This is a genomic window from Desulfosudis oleivorans Hxd3 (assembly GCF_000018405.1).
Classification (GTDB): Bacteria; Desulfobacterota; Desulfobacteria; order Desulfobacterales; family Desulfosudaceae; genus Desulfosudis; species Desulfosudis oleivorans.
In genome coordinates this window covers 173,410-191,497 of the sequence record NC_009943.1, presented here as the reverse complement: position 1 = coordinate 191,497, position 18,088 = coordinate 173,410, and the positions used below count along the sequence as shown (strand labels likewise).

Sequence of the window (18,088 nt, the reverse complement as noted above, 5' to 3'; positions counted from 1 at the left end):
TTAATGGCTCTCATCAGTATGCAGGATGTCCGCTGGGGTTTCGGCGAACCGTACCTTCTGGACGGCATCAGCTTTAATATTGAAAAAGGGGAACGGGTCGGGCTTTTGGGGCGCAACGGCGTTGGAAAGTCGAGCCTGTTCCGGTTGCTGACCCGGGAAATCCTGCCGGACAGCGGGGAAATCGTCATCGGCCAGGGGATTCAGGTGGCCGCCCTGGAGCAGGAGGTTGCAGCGGGGAGACCGTGTCCTTCCAAAATGTCCCCGGAAGTCAAAGAAACCGTTTTTGAAGTGGTGGCCCGCGGCCTGGGCCCTGCCGGACAAAACCTGGCCGACTTTTACCGGGTGTGTTCCGCCATGGCGTCCTCACATGAACCGCGCCTTTCCGACGAACGGGAGCGTTTACAGCATGCGCTGGACACCGGGGGCGGATGGGTGCTGCAACAACAGATCGAAAACATTCTTTCGCGGACCGATCTTGATCCCAAAAGGCCTTTTGCCGATCTGTCGGCGGGCATGAAACGGCGGGCCCTGTTTGCCCGGTCCCTGGCCCTGTCGCCCGACCTTCTGCTGCTGGATGAACCGACCAACCACATGGATATCGACAGCATTGTCTGGATGGAATCGTTTCTCCTGCGCCATGTCAAAACCCTTCTGTTTATTACCCATGACCGTGTTTTTTTAGAACGGATCGCCACCCGGATTATGGTCCTGGACCGTGGCCGGCTGTTTTCCTATGCCTGCGACTACAAGACCTACCTGCAGCGCCGCGAGGCGGAGCTGGCGGCAGAAGCCGAGCACCAGCGCAATTTCGACAAAAAACTCTCAAAGGAGGAGGCCTGGATCCGGCAGGGCATCAAGGCCCGGCGCACCCGCAACGAAGGCCGGGTGCGCGCGTTACAGGAGATGCGGGCCAAAGTTCGCCAGCGCCGCGCCAAAACAGGCCAGGTGCGCCTGGCGCTGCAGGAGGCCGAACGCACCGGCAAGCTGGTGGTCCAGGCGGAGGGACTGACGTATGCCTACGACCAGACGCCCATTGTGCAAAATTTTTCCACCACCATCCTGCGCGGTGACAAGGTCGGCATTATCGGCCCCAACGGCGTGGGCAAAACCACACTGATCCGGCTGCTGCTGGGCGCCCTTGCACCGGACAGCGGCACGGTCCGCCACGGCACACACCTGGAGCCGGCCTATTTCGACCAGCTCCGGACCCAACTGGATGAGCAGAAAACGGTTGTGCAGAACATTTCCATGGACAATGATTTTATCGTGTTTAACGGCCAGAAGCGGCACGTGATCGGTTATCTCCAGGATTTTCTGTTTTCGCCCGAGCGGTGCCGCACCCCGGTTCACGTACTTTCCGGCGGAGAGCGCAACCGGCTGCTGCTGGCCAAACTCTTTATCCGCCCGGCCAATCTGCTGGTGTTAGACGAGCCGACCAATGACCTGGATGCCGAGACCCTGGAATTATTAGAAGAACTGTTGTTTTCCTATGACGGCACCCTGCTGCTGGTCAGCCATGACCGAAGCTTTTTAAACCATATCGTGACCAGCACGCTGGTTTTTGAAGGCAACGGGCAAGTGGTTGAATATGCCGGCGGATACGATGACTGGCTGGCCCAGCGCCCCCAACCGGTCGCCCCGGAAGCGGCCGTGCCAAAACAGGCGCAACCCCCCAGGCAGGCCCCCCCGGCCAAACCCAAAAAGCTGACCTTTGCCCAGAACCGGGAGCTTAAAGAGCTGCCGGCCATGATCGAAGCCCTGGAAACCGAACAGCGCCTTCTCCAGGCCGCCATGGCTGACCCTGCTTTCTACAGGCAGGCAAAAGAAGAGATCAAGGCCCGGCAAAAACGCCTTCAGGAAGTCGAAGACAAAATCAGCGCCTGTTACCGCCGCTGGGAAGAACTGGAAGATCTAACGCCATAGCGAATTACCTCGTCATTCTGTCTCTCGATTTCCTACGATTTTGCGAACTCCAAAAGGGGAATATAGTTCCCAATGTCCCAAAGAGTTGAAGGAAGCGTTTGTATGAGTTCATCAACCAGGGCTGATAAGGCTTGCTCGTTCTCTCTCCTGCTGAGTGATTGATTCTCCAAGCTCATGGTTTGAGAAGCTTGAGAAAGGCGCTTGATCGCGACTTGTTTCGCCTGACGGGCGACAGCCTCTCCCTGGCTTGTTCGTGGCACTAACCCGTAAACAAATACGCAATCAAGACCGTCTGCGATTCGGCGCATGGTCTTGATGGTGACTGAACCTGAGAGTTCTTCTTTTTCAATACGCGCCACAGCTTGCTGAGCAACACCATAGCAGATATATTGCTGCTGCCATACGTTTGCGGCTAACCGTTCATTTCGGCTTTATAAATTTACCCAACAATACCATGCTTTTGCTGGCAAACCAGTCCATCATCCAGGTGGGCGTGATTGCGTGGCTGTAGACTAATAATCGGGCCTCATAACCCACCAGGTAGCGGGCTTTCGGGCTTCTTGCGCTGAGGGCGCGAATGATCACCCTGACAGCCTTTTTCATGGATATCCCCATTTCCGCCTGCCATTTAGGAAAAACGCTCAGGGTCTTCAGCTCATTGCGGTAAAGGTCCCTGGCCTTCTGCGGGAGAGACGCAATCATTTTCTCGGTGCTGATGTCTATCTTCTCCCACATGGGTGTTTTTATGGTCTGCAATTCCACACAAGAGACCCTGATTTTCCACGGGCGAAGTTCTATCCTCAGAGCGCTGGCCACAGCCTCCAGCGCGAATTTTGACGCGGAATAGGGCGCCATCAGCGGCAGCGTCATCCTTCCGCTCTCGGAGCTTGTGAATACGATTCTCCCTTTTGCCTTGCGCAGGAGCGGCAGAAAGGTCTGCGTCACGAAGACGTGACCAAAAACGTTGACTCGTATCTGCTGTTCAAACAGTTCGATGGGTATTATTTCCAGTGGTCCCTGAACCGAGATCCCCGCGTTGTTGAAGAGCGCGTCCAGGCCGGCCCCGCCAAGGGCCTTTTCGATCTCCTGAGCGCCGTGCTTCACGCTTTCATAGTCGACGATGTCCATGATCACCGTCGTGATTTTGCCGGAGGAGGCGTCCCGCAGTTTTTTGGCGTCGGCTTCTTTTCTGACAGCGGCAAACACTCGCCAGCCCTTTTCAGCCAGTTCAAGCGACGTTGCCCAGCCGATGCCGGTTGACGCGCCGGTTACCAGTATTGATTTATTCATAGTTAACCTCCTTTTATGAAACATCAGTGTTTAAATTTATAGAGTTTGCCTTTCTCCATATGCTCTACTGTTTCCTGCACGATATGATTAAGATCTTCAGTGGTTATTTTTTGACGGTCGATAGGGTTAATATGTTCATCCAGATAACGGATATAGGCCTGCATGGCGTTGATCATGTCCTCCGTATCCAGACAGCGGATGTTTTGCTCCATCTCGATGCTCAAGCCGTGTCTTAAGGTGGTTTCCATGCCGTCATGAACACACTTCTTAATCGCGTCCACGGCTGTCAGGGGGCGTTTGCTCATCAGATCGGCAAATTCCTGTACTTTGTTTTTGAATTCTACCTTATTGAAAAAGTCCGTAATTAGTCCGATGCGCCAGGCTTCCTGAGCACCCCACTGATTGCCGCGTAACATAAATTCCAGTGCTTTGGCTCGGCCGATCAGCCGCGGCAGCCTCTGCGTTGAACCGCCGCCGGGTACGATATTAATCAGCACTTCCGGTTGCCCAAGGGTGAAACCCTGATCGCCCACCATGAAGCGCAAATCAAAACAGGCGGAAAGTTCAGTGCCGCCTCCGTTGCAGTTGCCGTTGATCGCGGCGATGGTTATTTTATTAAGACGTTCAATGGCAAAATAAGTTCTTTGCATGATAAACCACAGATACAAACTCGACGAATAACCACTCATTATTTTGGCGAGTTTCAGCACCAGCGTTTCGTACCAGCCGAACCAATCCATCAGCCAGTTGGTGCAGGTTGTAAAGTATTTTAAGAAGGCGCCTGTTATTTTGGATTTTACGAAAAGATTAAGAAGCAATTTTTTATTGTCTTTTGATAATTGAAGAAGTTCAGGAATGGAGAAGTGCATGATGTAGACATCTTCAATGCCGCCGGTGAGAATGAAAACTCTGACAGAATCGTCTTTGGACACCTGCTTGACCAGAGCAAACAGTTCCTCGAGCATAGCCCCGGTCAGGAAATTTACCGGCGGATTATTTATTTCAACCCAGAGCGTATAATTTTCTTTCCGTGTTTTCAGATATTTATATACCATGCTGACGCGTCCCCCCTCGCTTTTGACATCGCAAAATTGTTAATTATTATAATGGCAATATGAATACGATATCTGTATCATATTATCAATAAAAACATGATACGAATATCATATTTTTATTGATCCTTAAATTAGGGTTGCATAATAAGGTGTTTTTTTATAAAAGGTTAAAATAATTCAACTTCGGAGAGCAATTGTGACTATATCAAAAAATAAAGCTCGAATACCGGTACAAAAGCGCAGCATCGAAACCAAGGAAAAAATCCTAAACGCAGCTTGGGAGCTTTTTGCTGAAAAGGGATATTTTAAAACTAATACGAATGAGTTGGCCGAACGAGCCGGGATAGCCACGGGATCCTTTTATGGATATTTCAATAACAAGAAGGAAGTTGGCATAGAGTTAATGATGCGCTTCTATAAAGAAGTATCTAAAAAGGCACTCTCCAATTTTTACATACAGATCGGCGACAACGTTGCGGAAAACCTTGATACGGGAAGAAAGCTCGTTCGATTTATAATTAAATCTTTAAAGGAATCCCATGCCATCAATCCGCTGCTTCACAAGGAAACCACAGCTTTGATTCTTCTGGATGAAGATGTTAGAAATATCAGCAGCGAAGAAGACAAAAAGATAATCGCATTTTTAATCACTCTCTTACAACAGCATAAGCAGTTAATTCGTGTGGATGATATTGAAGCCGCTGCCGTCTTGCTGTTTAGGACAAGCGATGAGATTATCCACCGGATCATGATTCATAAAGACGCAATCGATGAAGACCGGCTGCTCAAAGAGCTTGAAGACATGATTTGCAGCTATCTTTTTATCACCGTCAGTTGAAATTCATTGAAAAGCTAATTTAACTCAAATCCGTGCCGGGTGTCGGAACTGATGTTGTCCCTGGAATTTGAAAGCGCACAAGAGGCGGAAAAATTCTGTCGAAGCTCGATTCAACAGGGGGTGCTGCTAAAAAGCGGAGAGGTCGTGAAACACAGCGTCGTCATACGCCCACCGCTCACAATCACGGATCAGGATGTGGAGGACATTATTAAAGGCATAAAAGCTTGTTTGAATAATTTAATGTAGTCCTGGCCGGATACTATCCCGGCCCGGCCTGTTCAGTATCTATAACAGGAAATTGCGGCCATGGTTGGGCCTGTTCCAGTTCAAACGCCAGCTCCAGCAGTGTCTGATCCTGTCCCATGGGAGCGGCAAATTGAACACCAATGGGCAAGCCCTCTTTGCTCATGCCCAAAGGCAGGGAAATGGCCGGTTCTCCGGTGATGTTCTGCAGTGCGGTAAAGGGCGCATAGTTGCGGATGCCTTCAAAAACCGTGTCAAAGGGTAACGTAGGGTCGAGCAAAGTTCCATTCCTGACGGTTTTTGCGGCAAGCACCGGACAAAGCGCCACATCATATTTTTTATAAAAAGATTGTGTCACCTTTATCGCTTTTCTTAACCGCCGGGTTGCAAAAGGAAATGAAAAAAGATGTTTCGTAAAATGCCGGCTCATGCCAAGGGTCAGGTGTTCAAGCCGGGCCGGATCAAAATCAGGCGAAAGCAGCTTTTTGCCGAACCGGTGAAGCATGAAAAACAGAAACGCATAATACAATGTAAAATCATCACCGATCTGGTCTGTAAAGGGAAGGTCAAGCGCCTCCGTACGATGACCGAGCTTCTCGCATAACGCAGCCGTGGCGTGAACGGCTTCAAGCACCTCTTCGTCAACAACAACATTGTTGATTGCTTCGGTAATGACAGCAATCCGCAGTCGCTTTTTTCCCGGTTTGGCAATCAGCCCCAGCGACGGCAGGCGGTGGTTGGCATAGTACGTTTCCGCTTCAGCCATAAATAAAGCCGTATCTCTTACCGTTCGGGTGATAACCCCTTCAAACACGACATTGATGGGCAGCATCTTGAGTTCCGGCGCTGTTATCAGGCGACCCCCGGTGGGTTTTAATCCAACCAGGCCGCAGCACGCGGCCGGAATACGAATCGACCCCCCGCCATCATTGCCATGGGCCATGGGCACAACGCCGGAAGCCACCATAGCCGCCGATCCGCCGGAAGAGCCGCCCGCGGAATACTGGATGTTCCAAGGGTTGGCAGTCGCACCGTGGAGCAGTGATTCCGTGGTTGGCGGAATGCCGAACTCGGGCAGGGCGGTCTTGCCCAGGCTGATCATGCCCAACGATTTAAACTGCCGGATAAAGGCATGGTCTTTGTGCGCCGGATGTCTGGGCAAAGCGCGGGTGCCGAACAGTGTGGGAACCCCCTCCACCTCGACATTGTCCTTAATGAATGTGGGGATGCCGCCAAGTTTTCCTTTCCGGGGCATTTTGGACTGCTTCCGCGCCGCATCAAAGGTCTCTGTCACAATGGCGTTCAGCTCGGGGTTTGCCCGCTTTGCCCGGTTGATCGCTGCTTCCACCAGATCTGTTGGTGTTATCTCACCTTTTTCAAGGCGCCCGGCAAGCGCGGTGGCATCCGAATCTCCCAGGGCATCCTCACAAACGGTATTTACTTTGAATTCATTCATAAACACTCCTTAATGCGTCTGGATTTTCTTCGGTCCCAGAACAAGATAATAGATAAAACTGTAATTCACTTCTTCTTTTTTCTGCTCTGAACAGCCAGCGACCGGGCGGCCCAGTCAATCAGTTCTTCCGGAACCTCCAGAACATCGGGTGGTACCTCATAATAGGACAGGCTGACGGGTTTATCGGCAAACGGTTTGAAGGCCGATGACCCGGCCCGGACAAACGCCTCGCGATTGGAGTCATCAACCTTGAGGTAGACCACGTCACCGGCAATCAGTCCGAACATCCGGCCGTCCCGGTACAGCCCGGCTCCGCCGAACATCTTGCGGGCGGTAACGCCGCCCCACTCGGCCAGCTGGTCCAGCACAAAGATGAGAAACTCATTTGAGACCGGCACTGTCAACCCCCTGACCCGAAGCGGTTACGAATGATTCCGGACGCCGCCGTCATGCCGCATGTTGTACACACAAGTAAAAAAGCCGCGAAAAGGTCCGCGGCTTTTTGGGGTTATTATATCAGATGTCTTATGCCATTTATTTCCGAGCATACATTTTTTCGATTTCAGCTGCATACGTGTCAAGAATCACCCTCTTCTTTGTTTTCTGCGTAGGTGTCAGCATGCCGTTTTGCTCTGTGAATCTTTCACGGAGAATGGTGTACTGTTTTATCTTCTCAAACCCTTCCAGTTCCTTGTTTGCTCTTGCAACCTCTTCAGCAATAAGGCCTTTGATGTTTCCTTTTTCGATAAAATCCGGACCGACCTTCACTACAATCGGGGTCCCCGCTGACGTATCTATAACAACCTGACTGTTATCGTATTCAACACCTTCTTTGTCAAACCTGTCTTTAAAGTATGTAAGGCTTGGGACCAACAGTGTGCTTATTACGGCCCGTTCATCACCAACAACAAAAAGCTGCTCAATATATGGGCTTGTGGTAAAAAGCGCTTCAATTTTTGCCGGGGCGATATTCTTTCCGTTGGAAAGACAGATAATATTTTTAATGCGGTCAACAATTTTATAATAACCGAACCTGTCAACCTCAACCTTGTCCCCTGTTTTAAACCATCCGTCAGCAGTGAAGGATTCGGCCGTCTCCTGGGGCTTATTCCAGTATCTTTTAAAAATACCGGCGCCGGAGATCTCAAGCTCACCTATGCCTGACACCCTGAGCCTGCTTCCATTTGACTCAAGACCGATAGATCCGGGTTTGCAGGCCACAAGGGGCATGTTTGAACAGGCGTTAAAACTTTCGGTTGATCCGTAACCTTCGCTTACTCTGATTCCAATGATATAGAAAAATTTTAGCAGCTCGGGGGAAATTGATGCACTGGCTGAAAAAGAATGCTTAAAGTTTTTACCAAACAGTGCCCTGACCTTTGAGAACAGCTTGTCGGCAATTTTATACTTTATTCTCATTCCAAACGAAAGATTGCCGGTAATATCAAAATCATGCCCCATATTATAAGTGCCTGTTTCAGCATCATACCGCTGCATGAAAACCGCTTCGCCGACCTTAAGCGCCCAGTTAAAAAGTTTTCGTTTCGGGCCGCTTTGCCCCATTTTCTCCTGCAGCTGAATATATATTTTTTCATAAAGCCGTGGCACACAGTTGATCCAGTGGGGGTTGTATTTCTGAAGGTCTTCTAAAAGCGTTCCCGGAGCGTCCGCGTAGGCAATTGTGCAGCCGTTGAAAATGGCAACGCCCTGGCATGATCCCCTGTCGAAAATATGCGCGAGGGGAAGAAAGCAGAGGGTTGTATATTCCGTCTTGAACCCCATGCCGCAGTAATCAAAGAATTCATTTACACCGTTCATTCTGGCTGAGCAGTTGTGGTGCGTAAGAACAACACCTTTACCCCGGCCGGTTGTGCCTGAAGTGTAGAGAATCGTGTAGATGTCATCAAGAGAAACCCCATCTCTTCTTGCCACATAAGCGTCAAAATGATTGCTGTCTTTTTTCCACTCGATGCCGGCTTTTTCAAGATCGCCCATGCTGATAACTCTCGCATCGCTGCTCTTGTATTCCCTGTCCATAACGATTATCTTTTCGAGCCCGGGCATATGGTCAAAGCCGTTGAGCATCATTTCAAGAATGGTGTCGCCCCTTAGAAAAAGGAATTTGCTCCCTGAATCGTTGACGACATACGATGCTTCCTTAAATGACAGGGTCGGGTATATGGCGACACTGACACCATTTGCGCAGGCAAGCGCAAGGTCGGCATGGGTCCAGTAGGGGCCGCTTGCGGACATCAGTCCCACCATTTCCTGCTTCCCGAGCCCCAGGCTCATTAACCCGCAGGCATAGTTTTCCACTCTGGCGGCAGTCTCTGCCCATGTCATTTTACCGTTGCTGTCACCATTATAGAGTGCGGCATTAAACCGCTGAAAATCCTTATTGGCGTGCTTTTTGGCGTTTTCAAGAAATTTCCGGGTTAATGTCGGCAAATTAACCCTTTCCCACTCCCACTGGTCTTTCCAAGGCAGATTAAAATAATCGATATTTGTCATGTCGGTCCCTCTCTTTATGTTTTTTTGTGGAATGCATTGTTGCTGAAAAAGAATGCACTTATTCTTCCACAATGCATCTTATCGGTTGAAAAAACAATCCTTTTATGAAGCGTCTAGACAGATGGATGGGCACGAGGGAAAAAGAACGCCGCAAAATGGCGAAGAAAAAAAGAGGGTCGAAAAATGACAATGCCGGGGGAAAATCAGGTCAGGCCGCTTTTTCGCAAGGCTTCGGCCAGGGCCGAATTGGCGGGGATATTTCTCTTCTCTTTTTTCTCCGGCTTTTTCCCTTTTGCCTTGCCCGGGGTGTCGGGCCTGGGAGAGGGTCCCGCGGTCTCCTCCCGGGCCGCCGTGGGCGCCGGGCGTTCGGCTTTCATGGAGAGGCTGATCCGCTTTCTCTCCTTGTCCACTTCCAGCACCGTGACCATAACCCGCTGCTGGACCTTGACGATGTCTGCCGGAGATTTGACAAACCGGTCCGCCATCTGGCTGATATGGACCAGCCCGTCCTGGTGCACGCCGATGTCCACAAAGGCACCGAAAGCCGTGATGTTGGTGACAATGCCCGGCAGTTTCATGCCCGGCTGCACGTCATCAATGGTGTTGATTCCTTCGATAAAAGAGACCGACTCAAAGGCCTGCCGGGGATCACGGCCCGGCTTGGCCAGTTCGTCCAGAATGTCGGTCAGGGTGGGCAGGCCCACGGTGCCGGTGACATAGGCGGAAAGGTCGACCTGTTTACGCAGGTCCGTCTGGTGCATGATGTCGGCCACCTGTTTGCCAAGGTCTTTGGCCATGGCCTCGACAATGGCATAGCTTTCCGGGTGAACCGCGCTGGCGTCCAGGGGATTGGCCGCATCCGGTATGCGCAGAAAACCGGCGCTCTGTTCAAAGGTCTTGGGCCCGAAACGCGGCACGGCTTTTAATGCCTCCCGGGAGGCAAACGGGCCGTTTGCTTCCCGATAGACCAAGATGTTTTTAGCGATGCCGGCATTCAGGCCCGATACATAGGTCAGCAGCTGGGCGCTGGCCCGGTTCAGGTCGACGCCCACGCGGTTAACGCAGCTGACCACCACGTCATCTAAGGACTGTTTTAATTCGGCGGGGCTTACGTCGTGCTGATACTGGCCCACGCCGATGGATTTAGGGTCGCTCTTGACCAGCTCGGCCAAAGGGTCCATGAGGCGCCGGGCAATGGAAACGCTTCCCCGCACGGTCAGGTCATGGTCCGGAAACTCTTCTCTGGCCACTTCGGAGGCCGAATAGATGGAGGCCCCGCTTTCATTGACCATGACCACCTGCACCGGCCGGGAAAAAGCGACGGCTTTTACAAACGCCTCGGTCTCTCTGCCGGCGGTGCCGTTGCCCACGGCAATGGCCTCCACCTCGAACTGGTCGCACAGCGACTTTATCCGGTCCGCCGCCGCCTGCTCCCTGCCTTCGGAAAAATGGGGATACACCGTGTCCCAGCAGAGCAGCTTTCCCTGCCGGTCCAGGCAGACCACCTTGCAGCCGGTCCGGAATCCCGGGTCAATGCCCATCACCCGTTTCGCGCCCAGGGGCGGGGCCAGCAGGAGCTGGCGAAGGTTTTCGGCAAAGATCCGGATGGCTTCGGCATCCGCTTTCTTTTTGGCAGCAAGGCGGGTTTCGGTTTCCATGGAAAGGGAGAGCAGCCGCTTGTAGCTGTCTTTTACCGCCAGGGCCACCTGGACCGCGTCTTCGGTATCTCCTTTGACAAACAGTCGCTCTAAAATGGCAATGGCGTCCGGCTCTTCCGGGGCGATGGCAAGAACAAGAAAACCTTCCTTTTCCCCGCGCCGCATGGCCAGCATGCGGTGGGACGGCACCGTGGCCACCGGCTCTTTCCAGTCAAAATAATCCCTAAACTTGGCCCCGGCCTCCTCCATTCCCATCACGACCCGGCACGAGACCATGCCTTTGGTGAAAAACAGATCCCGCAGGGCCGACCGGGCGGCCTCGTCTTCACTGGTCATCTCCGCGATAATGTCCCGGGCCCCGGCCAGGGCCTCGTCAACCGAGGCCACGCCCTTTTCCGGGTCAACAAAGGGCAACGCTTCGGCCTGAGGGTCTGTCCCTTTTTGTTCCAGAAGAACCAGGGCCAGGGGCTCCAGGCCCTTTTCCCTGGCCATCACGGCCCGGGTCCGGCGCTTGGGCCGAAAGGGAAGATAGATGTCTTCCAGCACGGTCAGGGTGTCTGCCGCCAGGACCCGCTGTTTTAATTCATCGGTCAGGTGGCCGTTTTTTTCAAGCGACGCCAGAACCGCCTGGCGCCGGTCGTCTAATTCCTTGAGCTGGTGCAGGGTGTCGCGAATCCGGGCAACCGCCACTTCATCCAGGCTGCCGGTGGCCTCTTTGCGGTAACGGGCGATAAAGGGGATGGTGGCACCGTCTTCCAGCAGGGCGGCCACGGCCTGAACCTGTTTTTCGCTAATGCCCAGCGCCGTAGCGGTTGCAGGGATCATTCAGCCGTCTCCACGAGAGGTCTGCTATGTTCTCCATTGGCCCGAAGCGCCCCTTCTCGTTTTAAAAATTCATACCGGTCGGCCAGCGCGGAAAACACGTTGACCACGTCATGGGCGGTTGGGTACAGCATGATGTCTTTTTGCAGCAGGTTTAAGATGGCCTCATACTCCCGCCGAATGGCCAGGCGCGCGACCTTGGAACAGATCAGCAGGGGCAGGCCCCATTTGCCGGAATACTCTGCCAGAACATGGCTCAGTTCGACCTCTTTATCAATCACGCGCTGGGCCCCTTTGCGGACCATGTTTGTTTCCTGGGGGTTGTTCACCGGATCCACCATGGAGTAAATCCATCCGATCCCGTTGAATATGATGCCGTCAAAATCATCGCTTTCCATCAAAATGGGAATGATTTCGGTGGGGCCGCCGTAACCCAGACCAGCCACCATGTCCACCGGATTGTTCGGGTGCCACCAGGCGGGAAGCTGCTCCCGGAGCTTTTTAACGGTGGCTTCGGAAAGGGGTGGCAGGGTAAGGCCCCGCGCGGCAAGAGCATCGGCGGTCAACACGCCCTGGCCCCCACCGCCGGTCAGCACACAGACCCGCCGGCCCCTGGGCAGCGGCGTGGTGACAAAGGCGGCGGCAAGAACAACGGCCTCCTCCAGGGTTTTTGCCCGAATCAGGCCGGCCTGTTTGCAGACACCGTCAAACACCGCGTCCGATCCGGCCATGGACCCGGTGTGGGAGGAGGCAGCCCGGCCCCCCTCCTGTGTTCGGCCGCTTTTAATGAGAATGACCGGCTTTTCCAGGGCGGTTTTTTTCGCCTCGCGAAAAAACGCCCGGCCGTCTTGCGCCCCTTCCATGTACAGCAGCACCACTTTGGTGGACGGGTCCTGCCGAAAATAGGCCAGATAGTCGGGCCAGGAGAGATCGGCGCAGTTGCCGGTTGAAATGACCTTGGAACAGCCGAAACCGAATTCCGCCAACTGCTCGGACAGTTCGGTTGAAATGCCGCCGCTCTGGCTGGCAATACCGATGACGCCGGGATCGGGCCGGAACGTTGGAAACCAGGGATAAAACTTTGATTCCGGCGCGGCAATACCCTGGCCGTTGGGGCCCACCAGCACCATGCCCCCGGCCCTGGCCCGCCTGAGCATCTCATTCTGAAGGCCTTTTCCCTCTTCGCCCAGTTCCCCGAATCCGGAGGTGATTACAACAGCCGCGCCAATGCCTTTGTCCACGCAGTCGGATATGATATCCGGTACACCGGCGGCCGGAACAATAATCACGGCCAGGTCGATTTCGTCCTGTATGTCTTTTACCGAAGCAAATGCCGGAACGCCGTGGACCGACGCTTCTTTGGGGTTGACGGGATAGAGCTTTCCCTTGAAACCGCCCAAAATCAGATTAATTGCCACAATCCCGCCCCATTTGGCCACATTGTTTGAGGCCCCGATCAGGGCCACGGACCGGGGGGAAAATATCTTTTCCATTTTTTCAACGCGTTCGTTCATTACCCATACCTTTTTGTCTGTTTTGCCGGTCCTCATCACGCGGGACCTGAAAAACAAGCATTCTAGTGCATGGCCGGCATAAATAGCAACACCCGTCTTGCCCCGACCCGTCGGCCGGGAACGAAAAGCACTTCACTCTGAGGGTGTTTCTCTTTACAATGGAACAGGTGATTTGCCGAACCCTATAAACTCAGGAGATATGCCAATGAAAACCATGGCCACGCAACTCTCGCTGCTGCTTCAGGCCGACCGGCGCAGAGGGAATATCCGGCTGCTGGTAAAATTCTGCCTGATGCTGGCCTGTTTTTTTGTTTTATACAGTGTTCTGTTCCATGTGCTCATGGTTTACGAAGGCCGCTCCTATTCCTGGATAACCGGCTTTTACTGGACCCTGACCACCATGTCCACCCTGGGGTTCGGAGACATCACCTTCACCAGCGATATCGGAAAGGTTTTTTCCGTGGTGGTGCTGCTCAGCGGCATTATCTTTCTACTGGTAATGCTGCCCTTTACTTTTATTCAATTTTTTTACGCGCCCTGGCTGGAAGAGCAGAACAAGGCCCGCACCCCGAGGGCCGTGGCTGAAGCGCTGTCCGGTCACGTGATTTTTACCCATTACGATGACATTACCATCCACCTGATCCGAAAGCTGGAGCAGCACCATATCCGCTATGTTCTTCTGGTGGCCGACCTGCAGGCGGCCCTGAACCTGCACGACCAGGGCTACCATGTCGTGGTGGGCGACCTGGACGACCCGGATACCTATCCGCGCTTAAATGTCGACCGGGCCGCCCTGGTAGTGGTTCTCAATGACGACGTGGTCAGCACCAACATCATTTACACCATTCGTGAAATAAGCCCTGACGTGATAACCGTAACCAACGCCGACCGGGAGGAGTCGCTGGATATTCTCAAGCTGGCGGGCAGCACCCATGTGCTGCAGATGACCCGAATGCTGGGCCAGGCACTGGCCCGACGCGTGTACGGGGTCAGCATGACGGCCAATGTCATCGGCCGGTTTGACGAGCTGCTGATCGCCGAGGCGTCGGCCATGCGGACCTGGCTTCAGGGAAAAACCCTGGCGGAAAGCCGCCTTCGCCAGGTCGCCGGCGTAACGGTGGTCGGCATCTGGGAGCAGGGGCGCTTCATCATGCCCGGCCCCCACTCCCGCATCGGAGAATCCACCGTACTGGTGCTGGCCGGAACCGAAGAACAATTGAACCTGTTTGACCGTTCCATCGCCGGCAAAATGGCCGACAGCCATCAAAAGGGGCCGGTGCTGGTAATCGGCGGGGGGCGGGTGGGCACGGCAGTGGCCGATACGCTGAAAGGCCGGGAAGTTGAATTCCGGGTGGTGGAAAAACGGTCGGACATCGCTTCCCGTCATGCCCATTACATCGAGGGCAGCGCCGCGGAACGGGAGGTGCTGGACCGGGCCGGCCTTCAGGAAACACCCGCGGTGATCATCACCACCCATGACGACAACCTGAACATTTACCTGACCATCTATATTCGCCGTCTTCGCCCGGATGTTCAAATTATCAGCCGTTCCAGCCTGGACCGCAATATCACCACCCTGCACCGGGCCGGTGCCAACCTGGTCCTGTCCTACAGCTCCCTCTTGAACAGCACCATTCTCAACCTGCTGCAGCCCCAGAAAATGCTGATGCTTTCCGAAGGGCTCAACATGTTTCGCGCCGCCCTGAACGAAAAAATGGTAAGTCAGGCACTGGCTGATCTCTCCATCCGCGAGCAGACCGGGTGCAGCGTCATGGCTGTAAAACGGGCCGGAGAGCTGATCGTCAACCCGGATCCCGCCATTGTTCTGGAAGCGGGGGATGAACTCCTGCTGATAGGGCTGACCGAAGCGGAAAAGACCTTCATGGAACGGTATCCGCCGGACAAAAAATGAACATCTCAAAAAAGGAGCGCTCCTGTTTCAGGAGGGCCGGTGATTTATTGTAAGCACGGGGCAGGGGGCCTTTAGAATCAGGTACTGAGCGGTTGAGCCGAAGATGAGTTTGCCCACCTTGGATTTTCTGCGAATACCAATGACGATTTCGTCGATGTTGTTCTCCCTGGCGTAGGCCACCATGTCTTCACCCGGGGTAAGCCCGCGCACCAGCAGGTGGGTTGTACAGGCAAACCCTTGTTCCTCCAGTTTCTCTTTGGCTTTGGCCAGTTCGCTTTCCAGGTGATCGATAAGCGGCTGCTCGGCGTCGGTTCCCTTTTCCAGGGAGGCCACAAGGTAAAGTTCGGCATCAAAGACTTTGGCGTGCTGAATCGCCAACGTCAATGCCCACTGCGAGCCGTCGCCTCCGTCGTAACAGACCATGATTTTCATTTACCGTTCTCCTTTGATAATAATATGCCTTTTAAATATCACATTTTCGGCCGCCTGTATAAATCAGGATCTGTTTTTTACAACAGCCGTGGCAAAATGCCATGAAAAAATATGATAACCCGGTATCAAAAATCAAGAAAGACAAAAAGCCGGTGCAAAACGCGGCCCAATCAACTCGTGAAATATGCGGGCTAGTCGACCAGCAGAACCGACGCGTTTTTGACGCCATGCAGGACTTTCTGGGTGATGCTGCCAAACAGAAACTCCCGGACTCCTGACAGCCCCTTTTTGCCCATGACCACCAGGTCATACTTGCCGGTCCTGGCCTCGCTGATAATAACCCGGGCCACGCCTTTTTTACGTTTTACCAGCTTGACGTCTACCCTGTTTGCGGCAAAGCCTTTTTTTACCAGCACTTTTTTTGCTTTTTCCATGGCCTCGGCAACCAGCTCCTTTTTCTTGTCTTCCAGAGTACAGAAACTGGTCTGCTGAGCAACAAAATAGGGCGTCAGCTCCGGTGCCTGCATGGCACACATGGTTTCCGTATTCTGCAACACACTGAACAGTGTCACCGAGGATCTGGTGTCAAAGTTGCCGCCGACAAACTCGACCGCTCTTTTTGAGTTTTCCGATTCATCCATTGCGATTAAAATTTTTTTGGCCATGGGATTATCCTCCTGAAACGTTAAAAATTGAGAACTGTCTTCAACCTAACGCCATTTCAAAAAAGTTGCAAGGTTATCACGGTGTCACCGGACAAAACAACGGCGCGCAGGAAGGTTCTCCAGCCAAGACCCAGGACCAGATGAGGGAGGAAGGCTGTCTCCGGTGGTTTTAAGATGGGTGTGCTTCAGCACCGGAAGACTCGGCGGCTTGCCTGATGGCTTCCAGAAGCTGAGTCGTGAGCGCGTGGAGCCTGGAAGGAACCCCGATCATCCTGGCGACAATCAGCAAGGGGCCGCTGAAGTTCTCGATGCTGGTCAATTCCACGCCGCCATTTTTTTCCGCAAAATAAAATTCATGAACCGCGTGAATACCCAGCCGAAAACCCTCCCAGACCACTTTTTCCCCGGGCTTGCAGTGGGTCACTTTCGGTGCGATGCGCAAAGGAAGAATCAGGGGGTTGAGTTCAAAAGAGATGCAGGCCCCTTTGACAAGGGCGTTTCCCGCTTCAAATCGGCATTCCCGGCATACCGGGTTCCACGCTTTCCAGTTTTGAATATCCGCAAACACGTCCCAAACCCTTTGCCGGGGGGCGTTGATCTGAACAACAGCTTTGATGATCATGCCAGGTCTCCCGGCAGAAAGCAGGCCTGCTGAGACAATAATTTTCCCGGGCCTTCTGTTTCTTCGGCAAGGGCATTGCAGATGGCGGTTTCCATGGGGGTCAGGTGAATGGGGATCAGATCCCGAATGCTGTTTTCCCGGCAGATGGCCCTGTTTCTGAGCCCTTCGGCCAGGGGCAGGACGACACCGACGGGCACGGGGGTGATAAAGTGGACCCAGTAGGCGGAAAGCCGGATGGGCACCAGGGGCACCCCGATAATGGTGCGGGACAGCCCCCGGACCCGGGCGTACATTCCCATGAGATCGGCATAACTCAAAATCTGGGGGCCGCCGATGTCAAAGGTCCGACCGGCGGTTTCCGGGGTCTCCAGGCATCCGCAAAGATACGCCAGGACATTTTCCACGGCAATGGGCTGGGATTTGGTGTACACCCACCGGGGACCGAGGAGCACCGGCAGCCGCTCCACCAGGTACCGAATAATTTCAAAAGAGGCCCCGCCGGCCCCGATGATGACCGCGGCCCGCAGCACGGTGGTTTTCACCTTTCCGGCCTGAAGAATCCGGGCCACCTCATGGCGGCTGGCCAGGTGATGGGACAGCCGGTCTCCGGCATCCCCCAGGCCCCCGAGATAAATAATGCGGGAAAGGCCGGCCCGGTCGGCGGCTTCCCTGAAGTTGCGTGCGACGGTGCGGTCTTTTTCCACAAAGGCCCGGGTCTGGCGGATGCTTCTCCCCCCCATGGAGTGCACCAGATAGTAGGCGGTGTCCATACCGTCAAGCGCCGTTGGCAGGGAATCCGGATCAAGAAGGTCCGCGTAAACGATTTCCGGTTCCTGCCGCAGCGGAAGATTCAGGTCCAGGGTTTCGCCGGCCCTTACCAGGCACCGGACCTGATACCCCCTCTCATCCAGCTGATAGAGCAGCCGCTTGCCGATAAACCCGGTGGGGCCGGTGAGAAGAACTTTTTGATGGGCCATGGCGTTCATTCCTTTCATGCTCTCAGGAGATCTTTCATTTTCCAAAGCGCCGAAAAACCCCGTCCTTCTTCCACCGCCATCGGCACATTGATACCGATCCCCCTGCTATAGCAAGGCCGGTATTTTCCGTCAATGTTTTTGAAAAAACCCTATATTCAAACGGCTTCCTG

The 18,088-nt window shown here is 53.7% G+C and carries 15 protein-coding genes; 3 read left to right on the top strand and 12 right to left on the bottom strand.

Features of this window, described 5'->3' with window-relative positions; all coding sequences use genetic code 11:
* Positions 1–3: 3 nt before the first annotated feature.
* Positions 4–1,923, top strand: a complete 1,920-nt coding sequence (locus DOLE_RS00860; RefSeq protein WP_012173600.1) for an ATP-binding cassette domain-containing protein — start codon at positions 4–6, stop codon at positions 1,921–1,923.
* A gap of 32 nt (positions 1,924–1,955) precedes the next feature.
* On the opposite strand, the gene DOLE_RS00855 is transcribed toward DOLE_RS00860, so the two are convergent.
* The 3 genes from DOLE_RS00855 to DOLE_RS16900 form a co-directional block, all read right to left on the bottom strand.
* Complete coding sequence (locus tag DOLE_RS00855; protein ID WP_012173599.1) at positions 1,956–2,282, bottom strand: helix-turn-helix domain-containing protein; 327 nt, start codon at positions 2,280–2,282, stop codon at positions 1,956–1,958.
* 61 nt (positions 2,283–2,343) lie between these two features.
* Positions 2,344–3,213 (bottom strand): SDR family oxidoreductase, encoded by an 870-nt coding sequence (locus tag DOLE_RS00850; RefSeq protein WP_012173598.1) that lies wholly within the window; start codon positions 3,211–3,213, stop codon positions 2,344–2,346.
* 23 nt (positions 3,214–3,236) lie between these two features.
* Positions 3,237–4,268, bottom strand: a complete 1,032-nt coding sequence (locus DOLE_RS16900) for an enoyl-CoA hydratase/isomerase family protein (protein ID WP_012173597.1) — start codon at positions 4,266–4,268, stop codon at positions 3,237–3,239.
* A 196-nt stretch (positions 4,269–4,464) separates the two neighbouring features.
* On the opposite strand from DOLE_RS16900, the gene DOLE_RS16895 reads away from it, so the two are divergent.
* On the top strand, positions 4,465–5,106 hold the full coding sequence (locus DOLE_RS16895) for a TetR/AcrR family transcriptional regulator (RefSeq protein WP_012173596.1): 642 nt from the start codon (positions 4,465–4,467) through the stop codon (positions 5,104–5,106).
* Positions 5,107–5,365: 259 nt separating this feature from the next.
* Here the strand turns inward: DOLE_RS16895 and DOLE_RS00830 are convergent, their stop codons facing one another.
* The 5 genes from DOLE_RS00830 to DOLE_RS00810 form a co-directional block, all read right to left on the bottom strand.
* Positions 5,366–6,805: an amidase gene (locus tag DOLE_RS00830; RefSeq protein WP_012173595.1), complete on the bottom strand. Its 1,440-nt coding sequence runs from the start codon at positions 6,803–6,805 to the stop codon at positions 5,366–5,368.
* Between the two features lie 65 nt (positions 6,806–6,870).
* Positions 6,871–7,203 (bottom strand): TfoX/Sxy family protein, encoded by a 333-nt coding sequence (locus DOLE_RS00825; RefSeq protein ID WP_012173594.1) that lies wholly within the window; start codon positions 7,201–7,203, stop codon positions 6,871–6,873.
* Positions 7,204–7,339: 136 nt separating this feature from the next.
* A complete protein-coding gene (locus tag DOLE_RS00820) occupies positions 7,340–9,316 on the bottom strand; it encodes an AMP-dependent synthetase/ligase (protein WP_012173593.1) in 1,977 nt (658 codons plus the stop codon).
* Between the two features lie 203 nt (positions 9,317–9,519).
* Positions 9,520–11,799 carry a Tex family protein gene (locus DOLE_RS00815; protein ID WP_012173592.1) on the bottom strand — a complete coding sequence of 760 codons (2,280 nt, stop codon included), beginning with the start codon at positions 11,797–11,799 and terminating at the stop codon, positions 9,520–9,522.
* Positions 11,796–13,310, bottom strand: coding sequence for an acetate--CoA ligase family protein (locus tag DOLE_RS00810; RefSeq protein WP_167320824.1), 1,515 nt, complete (start codon positions 13,308–13,310; stop codon positions 11,796–11,798). Before DOLE_RS00810 ends, DOLE_RS00815 begins: the two co-directional genes overlap by 4 nt.
* Before the next feature lie 205 nt (positions 13,311–13,515).
* On the opposite strand from DOLE_RS00810, the gene DOLE_RS00805 reads away from it, so the two are divergent.
* On the top strand, positions 13,516–15,222 hold the full coding sequence (locus DOLE_RS00805) for a potassium channel family protein (RefSeq protein WP_012173590.1): 1,707 nt from the start codon (positions 13,516–13,518) through the stop codon (positions 15,220–15,222).
* 27 nt (positions 15,223–15,249) lie between these two features.
* Here DOLE_RS00805 and DOLE_RS00800 read toward each other — a convergent pair whose 3' ends face one another.
* The 4 genes from DOLE_RS00800 to DOLE_RS00785 all read right to left on the bottom strand — a co-directional run bounded on the left by DOLE_RS00800 (position 15,250) and on the right by DOLE_RS00785 (position 17,918).
* The gene (locus tag DOLE_RS00800) at positions 15,250–15,654 is read right to left on the bottom strand and encodes a universal stress protein (protein ID WP_012173589.1); all 405 of its coding nucleotides are present in this window, start codon (positions 15,652–15,654) and stop codon (positions 15,250–15,252) included.
* A gap of 191 nt (positions 15,655–15,845) precedes the next feature.
* The gene (locus tag DOLE_RS00795; protein ID WP_012173588.1) at positions 15,846–16,319 is read right to left on the bottom strand and encodes a universal stress protein; all 474 of its coding nucleotides are present in this window, start codon (positions 16,317–16,319) and stop codon (positions 15,846–15,848) included.
* Between the two features lie 169 nt (positions 16,320–16,488).
* A complete protein-coding gene (locus DOLE_RS00790) occupies positions 16,489–16,941 on the bottom strand; it encodes an SRPBCC family protein (protein ID WP_012173587.1) in 453 nt (150 codons plus the stop codon).
* Positions 16,938–17,918: an NAD(P)H-binding protein gene (locus tag DOLE_RS00785; protein ID WP_012173586.1), complete on the bottom strand. Its 981-nt coding sequence runs from the start codon at positions 17,916–17,918 to the stop codon at positions 16,938–16,940. The genes DOLE_RS00790 and DOLE_RS00785 overlap by 4 nt, the downstream gene beginning before the upstream one ends.
* Positions 17,919–18,088: the final 170 nt, after the last annotated feature.

What these genes read in the sequence shown, in the direction of transcription:
- DOLE_RS00800 (WP_012173589.1), bottom strand. Translation starts at nt 15,654, where the DNA reads ATGAAAATCATGGTCTGTTACGACGGAGGCGACGGCTCGCAGTGGGCA.
- DOLE_RS00810 (WP_167320824.1), bottom strand. Translation starts at nt 13,310, where the DNA reads ATGAACGAACGCGTTGAAAAAATGGAAAAGATATTTTCCCCCCGGTCC.
- DOLE_RS00850 (WP_012173598.1), bottom strand. Translation starts at nt 3,213, where the DNA reads ATGAATAAATCAATACTGGTAACCGGCGCGTCAACCGGCATCGGCTGG.
- DOLE_RS00785 (WP_012173586.1), bottom strand. Translation starts at nt 17,918, where the DNA reads ATGGCCCATCAAAAAGTTCTTCTCACCGGCCCCACCGGGTTTATCGGC.
- DOLE_RS00795 (WP_012173588.1), bottom strand. Translation starts at nt 16,319, where the DNA reads ATGGCCAAAAAAATTTTAATCGCAATGGATGAATCGGAAAACTCAAAA.
- DOLE_RS16900 (WP_012173597.1), bottom strand. Translation starts at nt 4,268, where the DNA reads ATGGTATATAAATATCTGAAAACACGGAAAGAAAATTATACGCTCTGG.
- DOLE_RS00860 (WP_012173600.1), top strand. Translation starts at nt 4, where the DNA reads ATGGCTCTCATCAGTATGCAGGATGTCCGCTGGGGTTTCGGCGAACCG.
- DOLE_RS00830 (WP_012173595.1), bottom strand. Translation starts at nt 6,805, where the DNA reads ATGAATGAATTCAAAGTAAATACCGTTTGTGAGGATGCCCTGGGAGAT.
- DOLE_RS00815 (WP_012173592.1), bottom strand. Translation starts at nt 11,799, where the DNA reads ATGATCCCTGCAACCGCTACGGCGCTGGGCATTAGCGAAAAACAGGTT.
- DOLE_RS00805 (WP_012173590.1), top strand. Translation starts at nt 13,516, where the DNA reads ATGAAAACCATGGCCACGCAACTCTCGCTGCTGCTTCAGGCCGACCGG.
- DOLE_RS00820 (WP_012173593.1), bottom strand. Translation starts at nt 9,316, where the DNA reads ATGACAAATATCGATTATTTTAATCTGCCTTGGAAAGACCAGTGGGAG.
- DOLE_RS00790 (WP_012173587.1), bottom strand. Translation starts at nt 16,941, where the DNA reads ATGATCATCAAAGCTGTTGTTCAGATCAACGCCCCCCGGCAAAGGGTT.